Genomic DNA, 21,585 nt, shown 5'->3' with positions numbered 1-21,585 from the left:
AGCGAAATCCCCAGCAGCTTCTGCGCCTCGACCGCGAACTCCATCGGCAGTTGCTGCAGCACCTCGCGCGCGAAGCCGTTGACGATCAGCGCCACCGCCGCCTCGGCGTCCAGCCCGCGCGACATCGCGTAGAAGAGCTGGTCCTCGGAGATCTTCGACGTCGTCGCCTCATGTTCGATCTGCGCCGACGGATTGCGCACCTCGATGTACGGCACGGTATGTGCACCGCACTGATCGCTCAGCAGCAGCGAATCGCATTGGGTGAAGTTGCGCACGCCCTCCGCGGTGGGGGCGACGCGCACCAGCCCGCGATAGGTGTTGTCCGACTGCCCCGCCGAAATCCCCTTCGACACGATCGTCGAGCGGGTGTTCTTGCCGAGGTGGATCATCTTGGTGCCGGTATCCGCCTGCTGGCGATTGTTCGTGACGGCCACCGAATAGAATTCGCCGACCGACCCGTCGCCCGCCAGCACGCAGCTGGGGTATTTCCACGTGATCGCGGAGCCCGTCTCGACCTGCGTCCACGATACCTTGCTGTTCCGGCCCTGGCACAGCGCACGCTTGGTTACGAAATTGTAGATACCGCCGACGCCGTTCTCGTCGCCCGGATACCAGTTCTGCACGGTCGAATATTTGATCTCGGCATCGTCGAGCGCGACCAGTTCCACGACCGCCGCGTGGAGCTGGTTCTCGTCGCGCATCGGCGCGGTGCAGCCTTCGAGATAGGAGACGTACGATCCCTTGTCGGCGACGATCAGCGTGCGTTCGAACTGGCCGGTATTCTCCGCGTTGATCCGGAAATAGGTGGACAGCTCCATCGGGCAGCGCACGCCTTCGGGGATGTAGACGAACGTCCCGTCGGAAAAGACCGCGCTGTTGAGCGTCGCGAAGTAATTGTCGCGCTGCGGCACCACCTTGCCGAGCCATTTGCGGATCAGCTCGGGATATTCCTTGATCGCCTCGCTGATCGACCGGAAGATCACCCCCGCCGCCTCCAGCTCCTTGCGGAAGGTGGTCGCGACCGACACGCTGTCGAACACCGCGTCCACCGCGACGCGGCGCTTCGGCGTGCCGTCCTCGTTCAGGTCCTCGACCCCCGCCAGCATCTTCTGCTCGGCGATCGGGATGCCGAGCTTTTCGTAGACGCGCAGGATCTCGGGATCGACTTCGTCCAGCGAACCGAGCTTCGGCTTCGCCTTGGGCTCGGCATAGTAATAGGCGTCCTGATAATCGATCGGGGGGACGTTCAGCTTCGCCCAGTCGGGGGCCTCCATCGTCAGCCACAAGGCATAGGCCTTCAGCCGCCAGTCGAGCATCCATTGCGGCTCGCCCTTCTTCGCGGAGATGAAGCGGACGGTGTCCTCGCTCAGCCCCTTGGGCGCGAATTCCTGTTCGATGTCGGAGGAAAAGCCATATTCATACACCTTGTTCGCGGCGGCATGGGCTTCGGCGTTGCGGGTGGCCATTAGTTCATAACCTCTAAGCGATGCATCGCGACCGGTGGGGCGGGTGCCCTGGTGAGCGAGGCCAGCGAAACCCCCGCCAGCGCGCCGCGCACCGCGTCGTTGACGGCGTTCCAGTGCGGCTTGACCGAGCAGTGATGATCCAGCCCGCAATCCTGGCGGCCATCGTCGACGCAAGACGTCATCGCGATCGGTCCCTCGACCGCCTCGACGATGTCGGCCAGGCTGATCGCCGAGGGCGGGCGCGACAGGCGGAAGCCGCCGCCGGTGCCGCGCGCGCTTTCCAGCAGCCCGGCCGACGACAGCCGGCTGACCAGCTTCTGCACGGTCGGCAACGGCACGCCCGTCTCCTGCGCCAGCATGGTCGCGTTCAACCGCCCCGCCCCGCCACAACGGCGCGCAGCCGCGGCCATCATCACGACGGCATAATCGGCAAGGCTGGACAGACGCATGGTTTCCAATCGGAACGATTTGATCGGATTGCAGATGGTGCGACGTGGCCGGTGCGTCAACCCGGTTTGGCTGCGAACGACTCGCATCGGGTCTCCGTCACCCCGGCCTTGTGTCGGGGTCCAGAGCCACGCAACGAACCGCGTGTGGTCCTAGATGCCGGGATAAGCCCGGCATGACGGATAGTACGAAATACGGCATAGGCCCGTCATGGCCTTCTACCACCCGCTCCTCTTCCGCATCGATGCCGAGCGCGCGCACCGCCTGACGATCGGGATGCTCGGTGCCTGGGGCGGCGCGGGGGCACCGTTCGCGCCGACGTTCGCCTCGCCGCGTCTGGCGACGCGCGTGGCGGGCCTAGATTTCGCCAATCCGGTCGGGCTCGCCGCAGGCGTCGACAAGGACGCGCACGCGGTCGACGGTTTCTTCGCGCTCGGCTTCGGCGGCGTCGAGGTCGGCACGCTCACCCCGCTGCCGCAACCGGGCAACCCCCGCCCCCGCCTGTTCCGCTTGCCAGAAGACCGCGCGGTGGTGAACCGGATGGGGTTCAACAATGGCGGGCTCGCAAAGGCCCTGCCGCGCATCCGATCGGCCAGGCGGCACGGTACGCTGGGCATCAATGTCGGCGCGAACAAGGATGCCGTCGACCGGGTCGCGGATTATGTCCACGGGGTCGCCACCGCCGCGCCCTATGCCGATTACGTCACGATCAACGTCAGCTCGCCCAACACGCCGGGCCTGCGCGATCTCCAGCACGGGGCGGCGCTGCGCGATCTACTGGCGGCGTGCGACGCCGCGAAGGGCGCAACACCCTTGTTCCTGAAAGTCGCGCCCGATCTCGATCCAACGTCGATCGACGATATCGCGCGCGCGGCGATCGACCACGGGATCGACGCGCTGATCGTCGGTAACACGACGGTCACCCGCCCCGACCTGAAATCCGCGAACGGCCGCGAGACGGGCGGCCTGTCGGGCGGGCCGCTCGCCCCGCTCGCGCGCCAGCGGCTATCCGACTTCCGCACCGCGACGGGCGGCAAGGTCCCGTTGATCGCGGTCGGCGGGATCGACAGCGGGGCGGAGGCCTATGCGCGGATCCGGGCGGGGGCGAGCCTGGTACAGCTGTACACCGCGCTGGTGTACGAGGGGCCGGGGCTGGCGACCCGGATGCTGCGCGACCTCGACGCGCTGCTCGCGCGGGATGGGTTTGCGAGCGTCGCGGAGGCGGTGGGGACGTAGCGTGGGCATAGGTCGATCGACGCCGGACCTTTCCGTCGTCGTCCCGGGCTTGTCCCGGGATCCGGGGCCAAACGGTATCGCGCGTCGTTCTGGATGCCGGGACCAGCCCGGCATGACGAAGCGTGAACGTCGGGCGGTCCGCTAACGGCTTGCCCCTCCGACAAAGCCCGTTACGATCCGCGGCCATGAAGCGCCTCATCCTCGCCGCCCTCATCGTCGCCATACCCGTTGCGGCACCGGCGCGCGTCACGCCGCCCGTCCGCCCGCAAGGCATGGTCAGCGCGGCGGATCCCCGCGCCGCCGCCGCCGGGGTCGAAATCCTGAAAGCGGGCGGCAGCGCGACCGATGCGGCGATCGCGACGATGCTCGCGCTCGGCGTGGTCGAACCGCAGAGTTCGGGGCTCGCGGGCGGCGGCTTCTGGGTCCGGCATGCGGCGAATGGCGGCTTTTCGACGATCGACGCGCGCGAGACCGCACCGATGGCCGCGGACGGCCACTGGTTCTACACCGACGCCGGCACGCCGCTGTCGCATGCGGATGCGGTGCCGGGCGGACGCAGCGTCGGCGTCCCCGGCGCACTGCGCGGCATGGCGCTGGCGTATCGCGACGGCGGGCGGCTGCCCTGGGCGCGGCTGTTCCAGCCAGCGATCCACCTCGCGCGCGACGGCTGGACGCTGTCGCCGCGCTTCGTCGGCAGTCTGGCGAAGTTCGGCGGCCATCTGACTCCGGAAACGCGCGCCTTGTTCGGCGGTGCGGACGGCAAGCCACGCCCCGTCGGCAGCCTGGTGCGCAATCCCGCACAGGCGGCACTGCTGGAACGGCTCGCGAAGCTGGGTGCGGACAGCTTCTATGTCGGGCCGCAGGCGGCAAAGCTCGTGGCGACGGTGAACGGTGCCGCGCGCAATCCGTCGAAGATGACCGCGGGCGATCTGACCAGCTATTCGGCCAAGCCGCGACCGCCGGTCTGCACCACCTACCGGACCTACAAGCTGTGCGGGATGGGTCCGCCTTCGTCGGGTGGCATCACCGTCCTGATGATCCTGAAGCAGCTCGAGCGGTTCGACATGGCGGCGCTCGGCAAGGACTCGCCCGTCGCCTGGCATCTGTTCGCGGAATCGTCGCGGCTCGCCTATGCGGACCGCGACCTGTACGTCGGCGATCCCGATTTCGTGAAGGTTCCGGTCGCCGGGATGCTCGACCCGGCCTATCTCGCGTCGCGGTCCGCGCTGATCGCCCCCGATCATGCGATCGCGACCGTCGCCGCCGGCATGCCGCCCGGCGCGCCACCGCGAACGCCCGTGCCGGCGAAAGAGGTAGCGGGGACGACCGATCTCGCCGTGGTCGACCGGGACGGCAACGTCGTCGAGGTGACGACGACGGTGGAAGGCGTCTTCGGCTCGGGCCTGTCGGTCGACGGCGTCATCCTGAACAACCAGCTCACCGATTTCGACATCGTCCCCGACAAGGACGGCTATCTGGTCGCCAATCGGGTCGAGGGCGGCAAGCGCCCGCGGTCGTCGATGGCACCGACGATCGTCTACGGACCCGACGGCAGGGTGCGGCTGGCGGTCGGTGCGGCGGGTGGCCCGACGATCATCGCGCAGGTCGCCAAGGCGATCATGGGCGTGATCGATTTCGGGATGAGCGCGCAGGACGCGATCGCCGCCGGCCTGATCTTCGCGCCCGGCCCGGTCGTGGTCGAACAAGGCACCGAGCGCGAGGCGATGGTGGCCGCCCTTCGCGCGCTCGGCGATCACGTGATGGTCGCGCCGCTGGGGCTGAAGGCGAATGCGATCGAATGGAAGGACGGCCGCTGGGTCGGTGCCGCCGATCCGCGGAGCGAAGGCGTCGCGATCGGCGAGGACGGGCATGTCACGACGATCAGACGTGCGGTCGATCCTGCCGGTCGCCCGTCCGAATGACTTAACGACCACGCCCGACCCCTGACGGGCCGAGGCGGTGGCAGGAGAGACGATGGCCCGCCGGATCGAGCATTTCCCGAACCTGATCGCGATGTTCTTCGCACGCGCGGCCGAGCGTGGCGACGCGCCGTTCCTCTGGCGAAAACACGCCGGCGAATGGGTTGCCACCAGCTGGGCGGACGCGGCACGACAGGTCGCGAGCCTTGCCGCCGCGCTGAAGGCGATCGGGCTGAACCCCGGCGACCGGGTGATGCTGGTCAGCGAGAACCGCCCCGAATGGTGCCTGTCCGACCTGGCGATCATGGCCGCCGGGTGCGTGACGGTGCCGACCTACACCACCAATACCGAGCGCGACCACGCGCACATCATCGAGAATTCGGGCGCGCGCGCGGTGATCGTCTCCACGCAGAAACTGGCCACGACGCTGATGCCGGCGGTCGTGCGGTCCGCGCAGGCGCAGCATGTCATCGGCATGGACGTGCTCCGGCTCGGCCAGACCGGGATCGATTGCCACCACTGGAGCACGCTGATCGCGCAGCATCCCGCCGATCTGATCGAAGCGGCGGCGGCGGCGACGGCGCAGCGCGGCGACCTCGCCTGCATCATCTATACCAGCGGCACCGGCGGAAGCCCGCGCGGGGTGATGCAGCATCACGGCGCGATCCTGCACAATGTCGCCGGCTGCGCCGCGATCATCCTGGAGGATTTCGACGATCGGGGGGACGAGGTGTTCCTGTCCTTCCTGCCGCTCAGCCATGCGTATGAACATACCGGCGGCCAGCATTTCCCGATCGGGATGGGCGCGCAGATCTATTATGCCGAAAGCCTCGACCGGCTCGCCGTCAATATCGAGGAGGTGCGGCCGACGGTCATGTTCGTCGTGCCGCGCCTGTTCGAGGTGCTTCGCACCCGGATCGCCAAGGCGATCGAAAAACAGGGCGGGATCTCCGCCTATCTGCTTCGTAAAGCGATCGAGATCGGCGCGCGCGAATATGCCGGACGCGTCCGGATCGTCGATCGACCGATGCAGCTCGCGATCGATACGCTGTTCCGGCCGCGGATCGCGAAGCGCTTCGGCGGGCGGATGAAGGCATTCGTGTCGGGCGGCGCACCGCTCAACGCCGAAGTCGCGTTGTTCTTCCACGCGATCGGCCTGACCTTCCTGCAGGGCTATGGCCAGACGGAGGCGGCACCCGTCATCTCGTGCAACCGCCCGCGCGCCGGGGTGCGGATGGACGGCGTCGGCCCGCCGCTCGCGGGAACCGAGGTGCGGATCGCCGAGGACGGCGAGCTTCTGGTGCGCGGCGAGCTGGTCATGCACGGCTATTGGCGAAACGATGCCGAAACCGCGCGCGTGCTGGAGGATGGCTGGCTCCACACGGGCGATATCGGCGAGATCGATACGGGCGGGCGGATCCGGATCACCGATCGCAAGAAGGACCTGATCATCAACGACAAGGGCGAGAACGTCGCCCCGCAAAAGGTGGAGGGGATGCTGACGCTGCAACCCGAGATCCTGCAGGCGATGATCGCCGGCGACCGCCGTCCCTATATGGTCGCGCTGATCGTGCCCGATCCCGACTGGACGCAGCATTGGTGCGCGGCGAACGGCGAGGCCTGCGATTTCGCGCGGCTGGCGCAGGACGCCGGCTATCGCACAGCGATCGGCGCGGCGGTGGAGCGGGTCAATCGCGATCTATCCGTCACCGAACGCGTCCGCCGCTTCGTGCTGGCGGACGCGCCGTTCACCATCGAGAACGAGCAGCTGACGCCCTCGCTGAAGATCCGGCGGCATGTGATCCGGGCGGCCTATGGGGACCGGCTGGACGGGTTGTACCGGGGGTGATCCTGCGTCATGCCGGGCTCGTCCCGGCATCCAGAGCCGCGCGCGAAACCCCTTGTGGCTCTGGACCCCGGGACAAGCCCGGGGTGACGAAAAAATGGTTGCTCGCCAGCGCCCCCTCAAGCCGCGACCCGCATCTCCTGCATCGCGTTCGCCGCGATCGTCAGGCTTTTCTTGCGTGCGTCGTGATCGTAGATCGCGCTGGTCAGCATCACCTCGTCCGCCCCGGTGCGCGCGACGAACGCCGCCAGCCCGCGCTCGATCGTCGCCGGGCTGCCGACCGCGGAGCATTGCAGGACATGGTCGAGGATCGCCGACCCCTGCGCGCCGAGCGACTCGCGGTAGCCGGCGACGGGGGGCGGGAGCTGGCGCGGGTTGCCCGTGCGGAGCGCGACGAACGCCTGCTGCTGCGACGACGCCAGCAACTGCGCCTCCGCATCGGTGTCCGCCGCGAACACGTTGAACCCCGCCATCGCATAAGGCCGGGCAAGCTGCGCCGACGGCTTGAATTCCCGGCGGTAGATCGCGAGCGCCTGGTCGAGCGAATCGGGCGCGAAATGCGACGCGAACGCGTAGGGCAAGCCGAGCATCGCCGCGAGCTGCGCGCCGAACGTGCTGGAGCCGAGGATCCACATCTCGGGCTTGGCACCCGCGCCCGGCGTCGCGGTTATGCCGGTCTGGCCGTCATCGGCGAAATAGCTCTGCAATTCCAGCACATCGCGCGGGAAGGCGTTGGCGTCGGTCTCCAACGTTCGCCGCATCGCCCGCGCCACGCGCTGGTCGGACCCCGGCGCGCGGCCGAGCCCCAGATCGATCCGTCCGGGGAACAGCGCGTCGAGCGTCCCGAACTGCTCCGCGATCGTGATCGGCGCATGGTTGGGCAGCATGATCCCGCCGGCACCGACCCGGATATGCCTGGTCGCCGCCGCGATATGCCCGAGCACCACCGCGGTCGCCGCGCTGGCGATCCCCGTCATGCCGTGATGCTCCGCGCACCAATAGCGGTTGAAGCCGAGATGTTCGGCATGCCGCGCGAGATCGGCGGCGTTGGTCAGCGCCTCGCGGACGCTGCCGCCTTCGACGACGGGGACGAGATCGAGCAGGGAATAATGGGTCATAGATGGGAGATGGGGGGCTTGGCAGCGAAATCCAGCGCGCTGAACTTCGGCGCTCAGACGACACCCCTTGCCACTGCCCAAATCAGCCAACCCGCATAAACGACGGCGCTCACGTAAACCGGCAGACGAATCTTAAGAACCGACGAGATGGCCGATCCTACGACGCCGCATACCGCGACGATGCCAAGGGTCTTCAAAACAAAAAGAAAGTTGAGGAAATCCTGCGGATTAGAGCGTGGGCTATCCGCCCAGAAGCCCATCGCGAGTGGCAAGGATGGTATCAGGATAATCAGACCGATCAACAGAACGACCGAAACACAAAAAATCGCCGCGTGCATCACGCCAAAAACGACCCTAGCCAGATGGCCGTCATTCGCTTCTTCGCGGTATCCTGCCATTCGGACCGTATCCTCATTCGATGCTGATCGCGATCAGGCCTGTCAATTCACGCTGATCCTGCACCCTTCTTGCCCGCACGCCAAGCGCTGCTATGGCCGCGACCATGCCCCCCGCGCTCGCCCCGATCCGCACCTGGATCTTCGATCTGGACAACACGCTGTACCCGGCGAGCGCGGACCTGTTCGCCCGGATCGATGCGCGGATGACCGCCTATGTCGCGCGGCATCTGGGGATCGACGCCGAGGCCGCGTACCGGCTTCAGAAAGATTATTTCCTGCGCCACGGCACCACGCTGTCGGGCATGATCGCGGAACACGATGTCGATCCGCACCATTTCCTGGCGGACGTCCACGATATCGAGATGGATGTCCTGTCGGTCGACGCCCCCCTCGTCGCGGCGATCGCGCGGCTGCCGGGGCGCAAGCTGGTCTTCACCAATGGCGACACGCCCTATGCGCTGAAGGTGCTCGACCGGCTCGGGCTGGGCGACAGTTTCGAGGCCATCCACGACATCCATGCGATGGGGCTGCTGCCGAAGCCGCATCCGAGCGCCTATGCCGGTATCTGCGCCGCCTATGACCTCGACCCGGCGACCTGCCTGTTTGCGGACGACATGGCGCGCAACCTAGTGCCGGCCAAGGCGATCGGGATGACGACGGTCTGGATCGACAACGGATCCGAACAGGCCGCGGAGATGGCGCGCGATCACATCGATTTCACCGTCCGCGATCTGGGATCGTGGCTGACGGGCATTCTGGAGGAAGCATGAGCGAATTGCAGGCGATCATCGACGCCGCGTGGGAAGACCGCGCGGGCGTCGGCACGGATACGAAGGGCGACACGCGCGACGCGGTCGAGGCGGCGCTGGCGCTGCTCGAAACGGGCGAGGCGCGCGTGGCGGAGCCGGACGGCGCTGGCGGCTGGCGGGTCAACCAGTGGCTGAAGAAGGCGGTGCTGCTGTCGTTTAGGCTCAACGACAACGCGCTGGTCGATGGCGGCGCAGGCGGTGCGCCCGCGTTCGACAAGGTGCCGTCCAAATTCGCCGGTTGGGGCGAGGCGGCGTTCCGCAGCGGCGGCTTCCGTGTCGTGCCGGGTGCGGTCGCGCGGCGGGGCTGCTTCATCGGCAAGGGCGCGATCCTGATGCCGAGCTTCGTCAATATCGGTGCCTATGTCGGCGAGGGGACGATGGTCGATACCTGGGCGACGGTCGGCAGCTGCGCGCAGATCGGCAAGAGCGTGCATCTGTCGGGCGGTGCCGGGATCGGCGGCGTGCTCGAACCGCTGCAGGCGGATCCGGTCATCATCGGCGACGGCGCGTTCATCGGCGCGCGCTCCGAGGTCGCCGAGGGAGTCCGCGTCGGCGAAGGTGCCGTGCTGTCGATGGGGGTGTATCTCGGCGCGTCGACGAAGATCATCGACCGCGCGACCGGCGAGGTCTTCCGCGGCGAGGTGCCGCCTTATTCGGTGGTGGTCCCCGGCAGCACCGGCAGCAATCCGGGACTGTATTGCGCGGTGATCGTGAAGCGCGTGGACGCGCAGACGCGGTCGAAGACGAGCATCAACGAATTGTTGCGGGATTGAGCCGCGCGGCAAACCCTCCGTCACCCCGGCCTCGTGCCGGGGTCCAGGGTTACGGGCAACGCACCTAGCGTATCGTTCGTCGCTCCGAATGCCGGGACGAGCCCGGCATGACGGAGAATATCCCGCAACGGTTCATCTCGACTTCGCCCCCCGCCCCCCCTATCGCCCACCCGAACAATCTGAGAGGCTCCCCCATGACCGCCACCGCCAGCCAGACCCTCGACCGCGTGCTCGTGCTGGAAATGGTGCGCGTGACCGAAGCCGCCGCCGTCGCCGCCTCGACGCTGATCGGGCGCGGCGACGAGAAGGCCGCCGACGCCGCCGCGGTGGAGGCGATGCGCGAGGCGCTGAACTCGCTCTACATGGACGGCACCGTCGTCATCGGCGAAGGCGAGCGCGACGAGGCGCCGATGCTGTTCATCGGCGAGAAGGTCGGTTCCGCGATCGGCAAGGGCCCCAAGATCGACATCGCGCTCGACCCGCTGGAAGGCACCACGATCTGCGCGACCGCGGGACCCAACAGCCTCGCGGTGCTGGCGATCGCGGAGGAGGGCGGGCTGCTCAATGCGCCGGATGTGTACATGCAGAAGATCGCGATCGGACCGGGCTATCCCGAAGGGCTGATCGATCTCGACAAGTCGCCGACCGAAAACGTCACCGCGCTCGCCGCCGCGAAGGGCGTGGAACCGCGCGACATCATCGCCTGCGTGCTCGACCGGCCGCGCCATGCCGAGATGATCGCGGAGCTTCGCAGCGTCGGCTGCGGGATCATGCTGATCGGCGACGGCGACGTCGCGGGGGTGATCGCGACGACCAACCCCGACACGACGATCGATATCTATATGGGCGCAGGCGGCGCGCCCGAAGGCGTGCTGGCGGCGGCGGCGCTGCGCTGCGTCGGCGGGCAGTTCAAGGGCCGTCTGATCTTCCGCAACGACGACGAACGCGCGCGCGCCGCGAAATGGGGCGTCACCGATCTCGACAAGCAATATGACCTGACCGAACTGGCGCGCGGCGATTGCATCTTCGCCGCGACCGGCGTCACCGACGGTTCGCTGCTCGCCGGCGTGAAGCGCAAGGGCGGCAAGATGACGACCGAAAGCGTGGTGATGCGCGCGTCGTCGGGCACGGTGCGCTGGGTCAAGGGCGAACACCGGATTTGATGTTCGCGTCGAACGTAAGTCCGTCCCTCCTCCCCACCCCGGCGAAGGCCGGGGCCCAGTAGGGAATACGAAAGTGGCGAAGCGATGAGCGTCACAACGTGGGACGTGGCAACTGGGCCCCGGCCTTCGCCGGGGTGGGGTTCGCCCTACCCCGCCGCCGGCAACCGCAAGCGCACCAGCAACCCGCCGAGATCGTCGCTTTCCTCCAGCGACACCGTCCCCTCGTAGATCTCCGCCACGTCGCGCACGATCGCCAGCCCCAGCCCGGTGCCGGGCTTGCCGGTATCCAGCCGCACCCCGCGATCGAAGATTCGGCTGCGTTGTTCCTCGGGGATGCCGGTGCCGTCGTCCTCGACCAGGAATTCGACGAACCCGGCTTGCGCGCCGACCGTCACGAACACGCTGCCGCCGCCATATTTCGCGGCGTTCTCGATCAAATTGCCCAGCATCTCATCGAGGTCCTGCCGCTCGACATGCACCGCCAGATCGTGCGGGCCGTCGATGTCGATGCGGACATGGCGGTACAGCGTCCCGACCGCGCGTTCGACCGATTCCAGGCTCGGCCAGACCTCCGCCCGGCTGTGCGCCGACCCGCGCCGGCCGACCGCGCGGGCGCGGGCGAGGTGATGATCGACCTGGCGGCGCATCGTGCGCGCCTCGCGGATCACCGTCTCGCCGAGATCGTCGGCATTGGCGGTCGCGGCGTTCATCACGACGGTCAGCGGCGTCTTCAGCGCATGCGCGAGGTTGCCTGCGTGCAGCCGCGCCTCCTCCGCCTGGCGTTCGTTGTGCGCGATCAGCGCGTTCAGTTCCTCGACCATCGGCGTCAGTTCGATCGGCAGCGCACCCGACACGCGGTTCGACTGGCCCGCACGCATCCGCGCGATCTCCTCGCGCACCCGGCGCAGCGGCCACAGCCCGTAGAAGGTCTGGAGCGCGGCCAGCACGATCAGCCCGAGCGCGAGCAGCGCGAAACTGCGCACCAATGTCCGCCGCAGCACCGCGATCTGCGCGTCCAGGCCATCGCGCGTCTGCGCGACCTGAAACCGCCATTGCAGCTTCGATCCCGGCAACGTCACGTCCTGTTCGACGACGCGAAGCTTCTCATTCTCGAACTGCATACTCTCGTAGGTATGGGCGGTGCGGTCGTCGTGATCGCTGCCGTAAGCGAGCCGCCGATCCCATAGCGATCGCGAGTGGAACTCGTCTCCTCCCTTGGTGGACACTTCCCAATACAGTCCCGAATAGGGTTCCAGGAACCGCTGATCGGCCGCGGCATCGCGACCGAACAACACTTCGCCATCCGGTCCGACCTGCGCGGAGACGAGCAGCGACCGGAGGACATATTCCAGCTGGTCGTCGAAATTATGCGTGACCGCGGTCACCAGCACGCGGTCGAGCGCGAACCCGCCGCCCGCCAGCAGCAGCGTGATCCATCCCGCCGCGATCAGGATCATCCGCCGCGACAGCGACCCCGTGGTGCGCGCGGGGGAGAGCGATGCCACGCCTTGCAGCGGTTCCACCAGCCCGTTCGCCCTAAGCCTGTCGAACGGGTTCATGGTACACCCATGCCACCACCGTTCCCCCGCGAAAGCGGGGGTCCAGGGTAACGGGCGATATCGCTTGCGGCTCCTGGGCCCCGGCTTTCGCGGGGGAACGACGTGCGATTCTCCGCGAGCGCCACCCGGTTCAGGCGTCCGGATCCTCAAGGCTGTACCCAAGCCCCCGGATCGTCGTGATGACATCCTGCCCGAGCTTCTTCCGGATCCGCGTCACGAACACCTCGATCGTGTTCGAATCGCGATCGAAATCCTGGTCGTAGATATGTTCGATCAATTCGGTGCGACTGACGACCTTGCCCTTGTGGTGGAGCAGGTAGCTGAGCAGCTTGTATTCCTGCGCGGTCAGCTTCACCGGTTCGCCGCCGCGGCTCACCTTGCCCGAGCGGGTGTCGAGCCGGACGTCGCCCGCGGTCAGTTCGGACGAGGCGTTGCCCGACGCGCGGCGGATCAGCGCGCGGAGGCGGGCGATCAGTTCCTCGGTCTGGAAGGGCTTGGCGACATAATCGTCCGCGCCCGCATCCAGTCCCGCGACCTTGTCCGACCAGCTGTCGCGCGCGGTCAGCACCAGCACGGGAGCGGTGCGCCCCTCCTTGCGCCAGCGGTCGAGGACGGTCAGCCCGTCGACCTCGGGCAGGCCGAGGTCGAGCACGATCGCGTCGTAATTCTCGGTGGAGCCCAGGAAATGCCCTTCCTCGCCGTCCGTCGCGAGGTCGATGGCGTAGCCTGCGCCCTCGAGCGTATTCTTCAGCTGCTGGCCGAGATTCGGCTCATCCTCGACGATCAGAACGCGCATCTGTCTCTCCCTGTCGGCACCCGGCCGACGCTCAACGCCCCGTGCGGCCGACGATCTGGCCAGACCGGCCATCGACCTCGACCCATATCACCGAGCCATTGCGCAGGAACTTCAGCGTGTAAATGGCGGTGTCCGAATCGAAATCGAAGCCGATATATTGCGCGCCCCGCATCGTCGGCACGACCCGCGCCTCGATCTCCGGCAGCGGCAACAACCGCCCTTGGCGCCGCGCTTCGAACGCGCGCATCTGATCGCCCCGCCGCGGGCTCTGCACCTGGCCCCCGCCCATCGCAGCGCCGATCATCAGCAGGGATGGGAGCATCGTCATGGGTGTCGCATAGGGATTAAGCGTTGAACAGCTTGTGAATGGCGCGCAGCGCGGCAGCGACGCTGACTCGCGCAAGCGCGGGCGGCAGGTCGCGTCAGCGAACCTGGCCGACGACACGGGGTTGTCCCCGTGGCGGCCCGTTGGTTGGCTTCCACCGCTAGCGCCCCAGCCCCCACCCCGGCGAAGGCCGGGGCCCAGTTGGGTAGACGATCGTGGCGGCGCTACGTCCGTCGTTACCGTGTTCGCGGCAGCTGGGCCCCGGCCCTCGCCGGGGTGGACGAGGGCGGGGGCGGGGGCGAAATACAGGCGTCGATCACCCCCAGCCCCGCCGCGGCGAAGCCGCGTCGTCGGTCCTCGCTTGAGCGAGGCCGGCCGGGCCGCGCTTAGGCCTCGATTTAGCGCCGCTAAATCGCTAGGCCGCGCGGCCATGCCCGCACCCATTCTCGCCTATGAAGACCTCGGCCTCATCCAGGGCTCCGGCTGGCTGTTCCGCCATCTCGACCTGCAAGTCGGCCAACGCGACCGGCTCGCGCTGATCGGGCGCAATGGTGCCGGCAAGACGACCCTGCTCAAACTCATCGCCGGGGCGATCGAAGCGGACGAGGGACGGCGGACGATCGTGCCGGGGACGCGCGTTATCCTGCTGGAGCAGGAGCCCGATCTGCGCACCTTCCACACGCTCGCCGATTACGTCCTGTCGGGTGCCGACGCCCCCGCCGCGCACGAGGCGGAGGCGATCGCGGACCAGCTGGGGATCGACCTGTCACGCGAGGCGGCATCGGCGTCGGGCGGCGAGCGGCGGCGCGCGGCGATCGTCCGCGCTTTCGCGCAGAACCCCGATGTGCTGCTGCTCGACGAGCCGACCAACCATCTCGACATCGGTGCGATCGAGTGGATCGAGGAATGGCTCGGACGGTTCCGCGGGGCTTTCGTCGTCATCAGCCACGATCGCACCTTCCTGACCAAGCTGACGAAGCAGACCCTGTGGCTCGACCGCGGCAATCTGCGGCGCGCCGAGATCGGGTTCGGCGGGTTCGATGCGTGGACCGAACAGGTCTATGCCGACGAGGCGCGCAATGCGGAGAAGCTCGACGCCAAGCTGAAGCTGGAGGAGCATTGGCTGCTGCGCGGCGTCACCGGGCGGCGCAAGCGCAACCAGGGGCGGCTGACCAAGCTGATCGAGATGCGCGCCGAACGATCCGCGATGGTCGGGCCGCAAGGGTCCGCGAACCTCACGATCGGCACCGACGACGCCAAGTCGAAGGTGGTGATCGACGCCAAGCATATCGCCAAGGCGTTCGGCGACCGGACGATCATCGGCGATCTGAGCCTACGCGTGACGCGCCGCGATCGGATCGGGATCGTCGGTGCCAATGGCGCGGGCAAGTCGACGCTGCTGAAGCTGCTGACCGGCGAACTCGAACCCGACAGCGGGCAAATCCGCTTCGCCAAGACGATCGAGCGCATCGTCATCGATCAGCAGCGCAGCAAGATGGCCCCCGAGAAAACGATCCGCGAGGTCCTGGCCGATGGCGGCGACTGGGTCGAGGTGCAGGGCGTGCGCAAGCACGTCATCGGCTATCTGAAGGAATTCCTGTTCGGACCGGGCGTGCTGGACGCGAAGATCGCCACGCTGTCCGGCGGCGAGCGTTCCCGCCTGCTGCTGGCGCGCGAATTCGCCAAGCCTTCCAATCTGTTAGTCCTCGACGAGCCGACCAACGACCTCGATCTCGAAACGCTCGACCTGCTGCAGGACGTGATCGGCGACTATGACGGCACGGTCCTCATCGTGAGCCACGATCGCGACTTTCTCGACCGCACCGTCACGATCACGCTTGGTCTGGACGGCTCCGGGACGGTCGATGTCGTGGCCGGCGGCTATGCGGACTGGGAACGCCGCCGCAAGGCAGCCGCGCCGACGAAGCGCGGCGCGATCGCCAAGAACGCCACCGCAGCCGCGAAGCCGGCCGCGCCGGGCGCGCGCGTGAAACTGACGTTCAAGGACCAGCGCGACTACGACCTGCTCCCGAAGCGGATCGAGACGCTCGACGCCGCGATCGCGCGCGATCAGGCGCTGCTGGAGGATCCCGATCTCTACACGCGCGACCCCGACGGCTTCGACCGGCTGATGACCGCGATCGGCCAGGCGCAGGAGGACAAGACCATGGCCGAGCTTCGCTGGCTCGAACTGGCGGAGATGGTCGAGGGTCTGGCCTAACCCTCGATCGGTACGGTGTCGTGCAACCGCGTCATGTCGAGCCGAACGACGCCGTCCGTGTTCGAGATGATGTCGACGAATTCATGGTCGACGATAACGTGGTCGCGGTCGTAGCGGTTGCCGCCCTGTGACGGGCTGGCGAGCAGCGTGTCGACCCCGCCGATCGAGACGATCAGCATGAAATCCTCTTGGCCGGCGAGCGACGCGAGAATCGGACTGTCGTCCTCCATCAGATGGACGAGCGTCCAGGACAATCCGAGCATCGGGTTGCGATCGCGCATCAGCGGCACCGGCTCGAGGCTGCGAAAGGTGCGGCCGTCCGGCAGACGGCGCGTTTCCAGGAACGACATCTGCGCTTGCGCGTCGGGTAGCGGACGTGACCGGATCGAGGCGACTCGCACCATCAGCGCGCGCTTGCCCTCGTACCGGCCGATAACCGCGACCCGACTGAACGCCAGGCTCTCGCGCGGGCGCGCCAGCCGGGCGAAGATGAAGCCCGTCATCGTCGCGGAAAAGAACAGTCCGGTCAGGATTTCGACCGACGCGACCGCATGCGCGGCATGGGTCGCCGGGGCCATCACGCCGTAGCCGACGGTCCCGAGCGTATCGACCGAGAAGAAGAACCCGTCGAGCAGCGAATGCGGCGCGGCGTTCACCACCTGTCCGGGCATCGCGGCATAGATCAGTCCGAAGACGATGTTGACGGCCAGAAACAGGAAGGCGACGAGCAGCCCGAAGACCGGCCAGCTCATTTCCATGACCCAATAATACAGGTCCGCCATCGGCGAGGGTGCGCCGATCTTGATCGCCGGGGAACCGCCGAGGGCGACGATCTGCCGATGGGGTTTGCGGGCCATGACGCAGCGTCGGACAGGACGGCGCAGGCGTCAATCATGCTATCGGCCGATCGCCCTTGCGGGATCGCCGCGCGGGCCTGTTCGGACGGCATCGAACGGGCCATAGAGGCACGATGGCGATAGACGACACCATCATCGAAACCCCGGAAGGCCCGATGACCTGGGCCGCGTGGAAGAAGAAGAACCCCGTCCAGATCCCGTCCCGGCGGACCAAGGGCAAGAAACTGCCCAACAAGGTGAAGAACCGCACGCAAGACTGATACAGGATGCAAGACACTGCTCCTGCGTGTATGACCATCCCATCGAACCGATCGTCACGCGGGTGGCGACGCCGACCGCCGTGGGGCGGAACGGCGACCGGTGATCGAAGGTAGGCGAGCATTTTACGCATGCGTAAGATAGTGCTGACCACGATCGGCACGCTGGGTGACCTGCACCCGTTCATCGCCGTCGCGCTGGCGCTGAAGGCGCGCGGCTTTCGCCCGGTGCTGGCGGTGCCCGAGGATCATGTCGCCAAGGTGAAGCGCGCCGGGCTGGAGGCGGTCGCGGTGCTGCCCGGGTTCGACACGATCCGCGAACGGATCGGCCTGAGCGAAAGCGAGGCGGTCCGCCGGATGATGAGCGACCAGCGCTACATGCTGGAACAGGCGGTGCTGCCGAGCCTGTCGGCCTGCGCGCGCACGCTCGATGCGCTGATCGCCGATGCGGACGCCATCGTCGCCTCGACGATGGTGCTGGCCGCACCGATCGTCGCGGAGAAGCGCGGCCTCCCGCTGGTATCGGTGATGCTGCAGCCGATGGCGATGGTCTCCGCGCTCGATCCGCCGAAGACGCCCGATTTCTGGATGATGCGCCAGCGCCCCGCGGGGAAGATCGGCGAGCGGTGGAATCTGCTGATGTATGCGGGTTTCCGGCAAATCCTCCACCGGCTCTATGCCGATCAGCTCGACGTCGTCAGGATCGAACACGGCCTTCGCCCGCGCGGTGCGATGCGCATGCTGGAGGCGGGGCGCGAGGCGCTGTTGACGATCGGCTGCTATTCCCCCGTCTTCGCGCCACTGCCGCGCGACGCGCCCGAAAACGCGCGCGTCGTCGGTTTTCCCATATTCGACAGCGCGAACGGCGGCTCGTGCGCGCTCGATCCCGCATTGGAAGCGTTCCTGCGCGCCGGACCGCCGCCGATCGTCTTCACGCTCGGTTCGTTCGCGGTCTATGCCGCGGGCGATTTCTACAGGGAGGCCGCGGAGGTCGCACGGCGGCTGGGGCAGCGTGCGATCCTGCTGACCGGCGAGCGCGAGACGGCGGCGACGGACAGCGACGTCTTCGCCTGCGCCTATGCCCCGCATTCGCATCTGTTCCATCGGTGTTCGGTGGTCGTGCACCATGGCGGGATCGGCACCACCGGCCAGGCGCTTCGCGCCGGCAAGCCGCAACTGGTCGTGCCGCACATGGGCGATCAGAACGACAATGGCCACCGGATCGCGCGCGCCGGGATCGGGCTCGTGCTGAGGGCGAAGCACTTCAGCGCCAGGCGCGCGACGATCATGATCGAGGACCTGTTGCGCGACCCCTCCCGTCGCGAGCATGCCGCGCGGATCGGCGAGACGATCGCGCAGGAGAACGGTGCCGAGACCGCGTCGCGCGCGATCGAACAAGCGCTCGGCCAAGGCCAGCGCGTCAGGGCCGGCCGACCGGAACCGAAGCCGATACCGGCCTGAACCGGACCATCGATAGCCGATATCAACCGTGCGCGTTCTATCCGATAGGGGCCGACTTTACCGCACCCGTCAAACCCGCGTCAGGACGGGCCATCGGTACGACGACGGTCGCGGATCGAATGGGCGAGCGTGCGGTGGCGGCTTCGCTCGACCCGCAGGGCGGCCGGGACCCGGCGTCCCTGCACGACCAGTACGATACCGACCAGCGCGAGGCCGAACGCAGGCAGTCCGAGGACGATATCGCCCCGCGCACCGATACCAAGCGCAGTAGCGATGGCGAAGAGGCCGACACCTACGCCGCGCCACGCCAGGCTGCGGCGCGTCATGCCGGCGAGTCCGGATCCGCAATGACCAGTCGCCCCGCGCACGCCACCGCGTTCGCTTCCTCCACGCTGCAGCCTGCGCAGCCATGCCACATTACGATATCGGCCGGAAAAGCGGACTCGTCTTCGAGCGCATCGATGATATTGGCCCGTTCGAAGGTGATGCCGATGGCAGCGTCGTTCACCACCGAGGCCGAGGCGCTGGCGCGCCCGACCAAAGCGGCTGCGGTGTCGATGCCACGCGCTTCGATGGCGGTGAACCCGAGGGTACGCGCATATCGCACGGCGCACAGCAGCAACGTGCCGGCCCCGCAATCGATATCCACGATCCGCACGCTGCGGCGCTTTTCGGCGCGAAGGCCGGCCAGAGCCGCCGCCACCGCCGGCCAGCGCCTGTCACGGCAACGAGCGTCCGGTTGCGCCGCAGCGGGGCGGCGCGAACGGATCGGCGGCAGCGAGAAACGCTCCAAGCGGTGCTCGGCGACATGGGTCATGACCCGCAATGTCCCGACGTTGCCTGCGCCATCAGGCCGCCGCCCGGTATTGCGACGCATATTCCCAGGGCTGGACCGGCGCGAACGGGATCGTCGGTACCAGCGCACACGCTGCCGATACGATCGTCGCGCCCGGCATCGATTGCCGCTCGCTCCGTGCGAATGCCATCGCGGCGGCGAACGAGACGAAGCGACCTTCCAGCTTTCCCCGGCTGTCCTGCACCAGCCAATGGCCGGCGGCGTCCTGTCCTACATTCAGGATCCAGGGACGTTGATCGGGCTCCGGGTCGGTCGGCGACATCTGACGATACTCCTGACAACAATCTGTCGAGCGGCGGCGCGGTGAGCGCGACGCCGCCTGGCGGGACCGGATGGCCCGCCGCGATGATATAGGTCGGAGCCGAATTGGGTTTCCAGATCGGTCGATGACCGATTGCATATGGTTTTCATAACAACGCCAGGCAAATATCGCTCGCCCGCCCGGCTAAGGCCGCTGGAACGCCCAACGAAGCGTACCCGCCAACGCCCGAGTCCCCGTCCGCGCCAGCGCCCGGCCGACCAGCGGTGCGGGGAAGCCGTGCATGGCACGCGCCCATTCGGGCAATAGATCGATCGCGGCGGCGCTCAGGAGATGCTGCGCCGACGCCATGACCGGGTTCGATCCTCGCTGGCGCAGGACCAGCGCGGCGACCTCGCGCGTCCGGCGATCGGTGGCCAGCCGTGGCCGCATGTCCGCGATCAGCGCGGCGGCGCTCCGCACATCGCTCGGTACCGGATCGGCACCGAGCGCGGTGCCGATCGTGGCCATTTCGGCGAAATACCGGTCCCGGTCCGCCATGGACATGCCCGGCTCGCCATATCGTCGCCAGGCCGCGAGGAAGCTGGTGGTTTCGGTCACATGGACCCAGGCAAGCGCGGTCGGATCGTTCGCGCGGTAGGGCATCCCGTCGGGCAGCGTCCCGCCGACCGCGTCGTGGATACGCCGGACGCGGTCGATCGCTGCCTCGGCATCGGGGCGGCTCGCATAGGTCGTCGTCGCGATGAAGCGTGCGGTACGGCGCAGCCGGCCGTGCATGTCGGCGCGAAAGTTCGAATGATCCCAGACGCCCGCCAGCACTTCGGGCATCAGCATCTGGAGCAGCAGGCTCGACACCCCGCCGACCATCATCGCGCCGACATCGCCGTGCACGCGCCACGCGACCGCATCGGGGCCGAACAAACCATCGGGGCGGCGAGCGACCGGCTTTTCCCCACGACCGCGATCGTTGAACAGATCGACCACCGACATCGCGATCCGGCGACGCAAGGGCTCCGCCAGCAACCGGATGGGGCGCGGGGTCACGGATGGCAGCTGGTAGTGGAATGCATCGCGCAGACATGAGGGCGCGGCGCGAATTGGCAATGGGCGAACCCTTTGCGGGGACGAAAAGAGGAACTGCACTGGTCAGCATGGGTTCAGCCGGGACGCGATATCACCATCCTATCGCAACCGGGATTATCACCATGAACGCTTCGATGATGACTTTGCTGGGCCGCGCAGTGACTGCGGCGACGTTGGCCGGCGGTGCGGTCTCGTCTACCGCCGCCGTCGCTCAGGCCTATCCGCCGCCCGCCCCGCAGCAGGGAGGCTATGATGGCAACCAGCCGCAATATAACCAGCAGCCGGGCTATAATAACGGCCAACCCCAGTATAATGGTCAGCCCCAGTATAACGGTCAGCCACAATACAACGGCCAACCCCAGTATAACGGTCAGCCCCAGTATAATGGTCAGCCTGCCTACAACGCGCAGCCGCAAAACGGTTATGACGAAACCGCCGACGCGAACAGGAACTCGCCACCCCCGCCGCCGCCGCCCGGTTACGACGGTTCGCAGCCCCCGCCCCCGCCGCCCGGCTATCGGCCCGATCCTGCTTATGGCGATCAGTCCGCGCAGGACCGCCGCTACGAAGCCTATGCCGAGGATTGGTCGCAGCGTTATTGCACCAAGGCGCGCAGCAATGCCGGCACCGGTGCGGTGATCGGCGGACTGTTCGGCGCGCTGCTCGGCGCGGGCGTCAGCGGTCGGCACAACCAGGGCACCGGCGCGCTGGTCGGCGGGCTCGCGGGTGCGGCGGG

Annotated in this window: 21 protein-coding genes and 1 pseudogene; 10 read left to right on the top strand and 12 right to left on the bottom strand. The window is 67.6% G+C overall.

The annotated features are described in order from the left end of the window. Both sufB and HUU99_RS14310 read right to left on the bottom strand, forming a co-directional pair. Nucleotides 1-1,466: Fe-S cluster assembly protein SufB (gene sufB / locus HUU99_RS14315; protein WP_174287255.1), on the bottom strand; the 1,466-nt coding region annotated here is incomplete at its 3' end. After that, on the bottom strand, nt 1,466-1,915 hold the full coding sequence (locus HUU99_RS14310; protein WP_174287254.1) for an SUF system Fe-S cluster assembly regulator: 450 nt from the start codon (nt 1,913-1,915) through the stop codon (nt 1,466-1,468). The genes sufB and HUU99_RS14310, both read right to left, overlap by 1 nt. A gap of 208 nt (nt 1,916-2,123) precedes the next feature. On the opposite strand from HUU99_RS14310, the gene HUU99_RS14305 reads away from it, so the two are divergent. The 3 genes from HUU99_RS14305 to HUU99_RS14295 all read left to right on the top strand — a co-directional run bounded on the left by HUU99_RS14305 (nt 2,124) and on the right by HUU99_RS14295 (nt 6,917). Further along, nucleotides 2,124-3,149, top strand: coding sequence for a quinone-dependent dihydroorotate dehydrogenase (locus HUU99_RS14305; RefSeq protein ID WP_174287253.1), 1,026 nt, complete (start codon nt 2,124-2,126; stop codon nt 3,147-3,149). Nucleotides 3,150-3,334: 185 nt separating this feature from the next. After that, nucleotides 3,335-5,071: a gamma-glutamyltransferase gene (gene ggt, locus HUU99_RS14300; RefSeq protein WP_254603242.1), complete on the top strand. Its 1,737-nt coding sequence runs from the start codon at nt 3,335-3,337 to the stop codon at nt 5,069-5,071. 52 nt (nt 5,072-5,123) lie between these two features. After that, nucleotides 5,124-6,917 carry an AMP-dependent synthetase/ligase gene (locus HUU99_RS14295; RefSeq protein WP_174287252.1) on the top strand — a complete coding sequence of 598 codons (1,794 nt, stop codon included), beginning with the start codon at nt 5,124-5,126 and terminating at the stop codon, nt 6,915-6,917. A gap of 116 nt (nt 6,918-7,033) precedes the next feature. Here HUU99_RS14295 and HUU99_RS14290 read toward each other — a convergent pair whose 3' ends face one another. Beyond that, nucleotides 7,034-8,032 carry an LLM class flavin-dependent oxidoreductase gene (locus HUU99_RS14290; protein WP_174287251.1) on the bottom strand — a complete coding sequence of 333 codons (999 nt, stop codon included), beginning with the start codon at nt 8,030-8,032 and terminating at the stop codon, nt 7,034-7,036. Between the two features lie 53 nt (nt 8,033-8,085). Then, a complete protein-coding gene (locus HUU99_RS14285; protein ID WP_174287250.1) occupies nt 8,086-8,430 on the bottom strand; it encodes a hypothetical protein in 345 nt (114 codons plus the stop codon). 104 nt (nt 8,431-8,534) lie between these two features. Here HUU99_RS14285 and HUU99_RS14280 point away from each other — a divergent pair, with 104 nt between their 5' ends. The 3 genes from HUU99_RS14280 to glpX all read left to right on the top strand — a co-directional run bounded on the left by HUU99_RS14280 (nt 8,535) and on the right by glpX (nt 11,175). Continuing rightward, the gene (locus tag HUU99_RS14280; protein ID WP_174287249.1) at nt 8,535-9,200 is read left to right on the top strand and encodes a pyrimidine 5'-nucleotidase; all 666 of its coding nucleotides are present in this window, start codon (nt 8,535-8,537) and stop codon (nt 9,198-9,200) included. Further along, on the top strand, nt 9,197-10,012 hold the full coding sequence (gene dapD, locus HUU99_RS14275; RefSeq protein ID WP_174287248.1) for a 2,3,4,5-tetrahydropyridine-2,6-dicarboxylate N-succinyltransferase: 816 nt from the start codon (nt 9,197-9,199) through the stop codon (nt 10,010-10,012). Before HUU99_RS14280 ends, dapD begins: the two co-directional genes overlap by 4 nt. Nucleotides 10,013-10,206: 194 nt before the next feature. Then, nucleotides 10,207-11,175, top strand: coding sequence for a class II fructose-bisphosphatase (gene glpX / locus HUU99_RS14270; RefSeq protein WP_174287247.1), 969 nt, complete (start codon nt 10,207-10,209; stop codon nt 11,173-11,175). Between the two features lie 146 nt (nt 11,176-11,321). On the opposite strand, the gene HUU99_RS14265 is transcribed toward glpX, so the two are convergent. The 3 genes from HUU99_RS14265 to HUU99_RS14255 form a co-directional block, all read right to left on the bottom strand. After that, a complete protein-coding gene (locus HUU99_RS14265; protein WP_254603244.1) occupies nt 11,322-12,632 on the bottom strand; it encodes a sensor histidine kinase in 1,311 nt (436 codons plus the stop codon). 232 nt (nt 12,633-12,864) lie between these two features. Then, nucleotides 12,865-13,530 (bottom strand): response regulator transcription factor, encoded by a 666-nt coding sequence (locus HUU99_RS14260; RefSeq protein ID WP_174287245.1) that lies wholly within the window; start codon nt 13,528-13,530, stop codon nt 12,865-12,867. Between the two features lie 31 nt (nt 13,531-13,561). Continuing rightward, nucleotides 13,562-13,858, bottom strand: coding sequence for a hypothetical protein (locus tag HUU99_RS14255; protein ID WP_174287244.1), 297 nt, complete (start codon nt 13,856-13,858; stop codon nt 13,562-13,564). 427 nt (nt 13,859-14,285) lie between these two features. Between HUU99_RS14255 and HUU99_RS14250 the strand changes: the two genes are divergently transcribed. Next, nucleotides 14,286-16,076 carry an ABC-F family ATP-binding cassette domain-containing protein gene (locus HUU99_RS14250; protein ID WP_174287243.1) on the top strand — a complete coding sequence of 597 codons (1,791 nt, stop codon included), beginning with the start codon at nt 14,286-14,288 and terminating at the stop codon, nt 16,074-16,076. Here HUU99_RS14250 and HUU99_RS14245 read toward each other — a convergent pair. Next, the gene (locus HUU99_RS14245) at nt 16,073-16,933 is read right to left on the bottom strand and encodes an ion channel (protein ID WP_174287242.1); all 861 of its coding nucleotides are present in this window, start codon (nt 16,931-16,933) and stop codon (nt 16,073-16,075) included. The two genes, HUU99_RS14250 and HUU99_RS14245, sit on opposite strands and share 4 nt — an antisense overlap. 113 nt (nt 16,934-17,046) lie before the next feature. Between HUU99_RS14245 and HUU99_RS14240 the strand changes: the two genes are divergently transcribed. Next, the gene (locus HUU99_RS14240) at nt 17,047-17,193 is read left to right on the top strand and encodes a hypothetical protein (protein WP_174287241.1); all 147 of its coding nucleotides are present in this window, start codon (nt 17,047-17,049) and stop codon (nt 17,191-17,193) included. Nucleotides 17,194-17,322: 129 nt separating this feature from the next. Continuing rightward, nucleotides 17,323-18,651, top strand: coding sequence for a glycosyltransferase (locus tag HUU99_RS14235; RefSeq protein ID WP_174287240.1), 1,329 nt, complete (start codon nt 17,323-17,325; stop codon nt 18,649-18,651). A gap of 80 nt (nt 18,652-18,731) precedes the next feature. On the opposite strand, the gene HUU99_RS14230 is transcribed toward HUU99_RS14235, so the two are convergent. The 4 genes from HUU99_RS14230 to HUU99_RS14215 form a co-directional block, all read right to left on the bottom strand. After that, nucleotides 18,732-18,977 (bottom strand): hypothetical protein, encoded by a 246-nt coding sequence (locus HUU99_RS14230; RefSeq protein ID WP_174287239.1) that lies wholly within the window; start codon nt 18,975-18,977, stop codon nt 18,732-18,734. Further along, entirely contained in the window at nt 18,974-19,468 is a 495-nt protein-coding gene (locus HUU99_RS14225; protein ID WP_254603241.1) for an SAM-dependent methyltransferase, read from the bottom strand. Before HUU99_RS14225 ends, HUU99_RS14230 begins: the two co-directional genes overlap by 4 nt. Before the next feature lie 31 nt (nt 19,469-19,499). Then, nucleotides 19,500-19,769, bottom strand: coding sequence for a hypothetical protein (locus tag HUU99_RS14220; protein ID WP_174287238.1), 270 nt, complete (start codon nt 19,767-19,769; stop codon nt 19,500-19,502). Between the two features lie 183 nt (nt 19,770-19,952). Next, a complete protein-coding gene (locus HUU99_RS14215; RefSeq protein WP_368039965.1) occupies nt 19,953-20,810 on the bottom strand; it encodes an oxygenase MpaB family protein in 858 nt (285 codons plus the stop codon). A 161-nt stretch (nt 20,811-20,971) separates the two neighbouring features. On the opposite strand from HUU99_RS14215, the pseudogene HUU99_RS15415 reads away from it, so the two are divergent. Then, nucleotides 20,972-21,585 (top strand): annotated as a pseudogene (locus HUU99_RS15415) (hypothetical protein); the annotation flags it as partial.

It is taken from the genome of Sphingomonas bacterium, assembly GCF_903642285.1.
Taxonomy (GTDB): domain Bacteria; phylum Pseudomonadota; class Alphaproteobacteria; order Sphingomonadales; family Sphingomonadaceae; genus Sphingomonas.
Note: the sequence above shows the minus strand (reverse complement) of the source record. Positions and strands in the feature narration are given on the sequence as shown.